Source organism: Anaerosporobacter sp., from assembly GCF_965301125.1.
The window spans coordinates 839-4,368 of sequence record NZ_CBDLAM010000257.1; the positions used below are offsets into that span (position 1 = coordinate 839).

3 protein-coding genes are annotated in these 3,530 nt (G+C 33.7%); all 3 read right to left on the reverse strand.

The annotated features are described in order from the left end of the window. Window positions 1-536: TadE family protein (locus ACW2QF_RS18135; RefSeq protein ID WP_455717424.1), on the reverse strand; the 536-nt coding region annotated here is incomplete at its 3' end. Between the two features lie 250 nt (window positions 537-786). Continuing rightward, window positions 787-3,306: a DUF5702 domain-containing protein gene (locus ACW2QF_RS18140; protein ID WP_455717425.1), complete on the reverse strand. Its 2,520-nt coding sequence runs from the start codon at window positions 3,304-3,306 to the stop codon at window positions 787-789. Continuing rightward, window positions 3,296-3,478, reverse strand: coding sequence for a Flp1 family type IVb pilin (locus ACW2QF_RS18145; protein ID WP_455717426.1), 183 nt, complete (start codon window positions 3,476-3,478; stop codon window positions 3,296-3,298). Before ACW2QF_RS18145 ends, ACW2QF_RS18140 begins: the two co-directional genes overlap by 11 nt. Window positions 3,479-3,530 lie beyond the last annotated feature (52 nt).

Below are 3,530 nucleotides of genomic sequence, written 5' to 3' on the forward strand. Positions count from 1 at the left end.
ATATAAAAATCCTTAATAATAGCTAAGCCAATGGGAAAGTGTACTTTATACTGTACAGTAACATCTGCAATATTACTTTCTTCATCATAAGAAGATAGCAAAAAGTTTAAACCTTCCATCCCTCCTACAACACAGGACTTATTGATTATGTGTTGATCTACCACTCCTTCAAATTTCCCCTGCATTAAACCACTCGTAATTAGATACGTTGCGATTTCTCTTGTGTCTATTACATTTGAATCAGACTTATTTTCATCAGACGATTCTTCCCTAGATACACTCTCTTGCGGGACATTATCTTGAGAGGAATCAGATGGCTCGTTCTTCTCTTCATCTTCATAATTGGTAACATAGTCATATGCATATCCCATTTTTTCGCAAAACCTTGCAGTTTGTAAAAGTCCTAGTTGTATCTCTTGTTGTATACTTATTACTTGTATAAAGAATATAAAAACATACATGGCAAATATGAAGATTGGTAAAACTAAAGATGCTTCAACCGTAATGGAAGCTTTCGATGTTTTTTTGTTATTCATATAATATAAAGGTAGAGAGGGATATTCTTTCTTCTAACACGCGATTTTCAACCATATCTTATTGGATTTTTGCTTGAAGAGAGTTTCCTTTATTTGGCTAGATAGGGATTTCTAGCTTATGGTTCATGATTAGAATTGGTATACAATGATTTAGAAATGAGGACATACCTTATAGAATTTTATTAGATTTTGTTAGAAGAAAGAACATCCCACTCTACCTTTGTTTACCTCCTTATGATGATTACTATTGTTAATAGGCATCTACATCTTTTACTTTGAAGGAATAATATCCTTCTGTTTCTCCAATTATTTGTTTCATAAACGGGAATGTCGCGAACTTTTCTGGTATCTTCATATATGCCATTACCTCCATTCCAAAAACACAATTCCATAGATAAAATCCGGTCCCCAACATCTTTTGCATATTCATCTGGATTATATCCATGGAACGATAACAATTTTTTTTAGTTCCATTCAATAACAGTAGTAAACGTAGATAATTGCTATATGTAAAATCGCCAATTTTACCTTCACCTACTGGATACTTACTAGCTAGGTTTGTAATCTGACTTTTACTCATATTAATTAATTGATTATATGTAACTTTAAAGGTGGTCTTAGACTTAATGAATGGAACACTTCTACCATCTAATAAAGCATACGTATCTACTAATGCTTCTACCATCGACCATACAAACAAAATGACAACCTTAATTAGTGTTACTAGCGGTGCTAGACAAGTAAAACCCACAAGTGCTGCTGCCGTCGCATATGCTGTAGTATTCATACTTTTATCCGTATAAGCATACACGAAATTCATTAAGGTTCGCAGTAAAATAATCTTAGTTGCTACACTACTTAAGTTTTCCGTATCTGTCTTATGTCCTGAGATGATGTATTCTAGTTCATACTGTAAAGTATTATCCTGTTCATTACTTTCTTGACTATCATCTAATGCCTTTGTATCATTAACAGAATCTTTATTATTTTCTTTATCACACTGCGTATACTCACTAAAGAAGTCCATCTCATATTGATTCAACAACAGTTGTTCCACCAAATCATTAGCTACGCTATCATCTACAGCAAATGCATGGGTAATATCAGAATTATACTGATTATCCGTACACCCTTGTAAAATACTTTCACAGTCAGCTTCTGAAGCTTCTGCTTCAATACTTGCTAGCATAGACGGTAGGTTTTCATCTTGTATACTCCCTTTTGATATTGCGTCCATGTCCTCAACAACTAAACTTAAGCTCCCCTGTTTAAAAAGACTAAGAATATGGTCAACAGGACTTTCTACCTCTGGTTCAATCACAAGACTTGAATAATCAAATTTAAGATTAGATACCTGATATTCTGAAAGAAGGGTTTTATAGGATTGCAATTCCTTTTTCCAACCTTCAAGAGATTCTGACTCCTTATCAATTGCATACGAACTAGTTGAATATATCTGATCTAATATATCTTTATTCTTAATTAACGTAGGTCGCATTGATATCGCACTTGAAGCAGATAATGAGTTACTATCCTCTTGCTTTCCTATGTACTCTTTCATGTCCACAATATCTTCTTGTGCTTCTTTATATATTTCTTCACTAATCACTTCCTTCTTTTCTTCAACCACTTCTTCATATCCATCAACCTCTTTTGAAATCTCTTTACTCTTGCCTTCTATACCTGTAATTGTCTTAAGAGCTAATTCAATTTGTCCTACTGTGCTAAGTATTGCATCACGAATAGTGTCCCTCGTATCCTTTAACAAGGTTATGTACTGATTTCGATTTTTGGTCTCCTCCTGAATGGATGATGAAATTGTAGAAATTGCTTCTTCAACCTCTTTTAATCGTATCTCCTCTTCTGATTCGGTATGGGGAGAGTCTTCCCCTTCTTCCTTATCACCGTCCTCTTCTTGTTTTGTTTGACTTGCAATAGCTGCTTCTAATTCAGACTTTTCACCCTCAAGTTCTGCCTTTTGTTTTTCTAAACTTTCTATTGTTTTATTACACTTTACAGCTTTATTAGAATACTCAATACTATTTTGTATCGCTGCTGCTATATTGAAGTATTGATTTGCTAATGAGTTGTATATGATTTCTCTATTAATGCCCAGTGCATTTCTCGATGGAGATTCTGCAACAATTCTCTTTGCAAATGCATTCTTTACTCTTATATTACCCACTTTAGTAACACGAACACCATTCTCATCTGTATCAATGCCTTCTACTTGGGACATTAACTTTAGCATATCCTTACTCAGCTCTCCTAATGATTCTTGTGTCTCAAGTTTCTTCTTCATAATTTCAGATGTATCCTCAGAAGCTTCATATAGATTGAGTTTTTCAAGAACTTCCTGAATAATTTCTCCTGGTGCATTATATTTCATAAAAGATAGAACTTGATTTAGAAATAGTTCTCCTTCATAATCAGTAAGCATGGCTATATTACTTACTTCCATAGAATCCATTTCTACATCTTTAAGAGCTTCGTCCATATATGTACCTATTACTTCTACAATCTGTTCCTCTATGGTTTTATCCGATTCGCTATTCAGATTATAGCCAAATATACGGTATTCATCATACAATTCCCTTTGATATAACGAATAGAATGAATCAGCGCTTGCCGTTAATGCCGCTTCTCCCATTCCTTTTGCTCCGCTAATCCTAGCCGATTCAACAACGGTACATAGAATTGATACTACAAGTAACAATATTAAAGTAAGATATACAGTAATACTTGCCTTCTTTTCTTTGTTATATCCCATCAGATCTGTCCGTTGCCTTCTCAAATAAGCTATTTATAAACTTCTCTACTTCATCTTTAAATAAGATAACTAAGGCTATTAATATAACGATAATTAATACCAGTTCAACAACACCAAGACCATCTTCCTCCTTTACAAACCCTTTTATTACGATAATTAATACATTCTTCAAATATCGTCCACCTATCTTTTACAAATGCATAAATGCAGAAACCATTATAAAA

Bases quoted from the DNA above. Each gene is read 5' to 3' on its own strand.
- ACW2QF_RS18140 (WP_455717425.1), bottom strand. From the start codon at position 3,306: ATGGGATATAACAAAGAAAAGAAGGCAAGTATTACTGTATATCTTACT.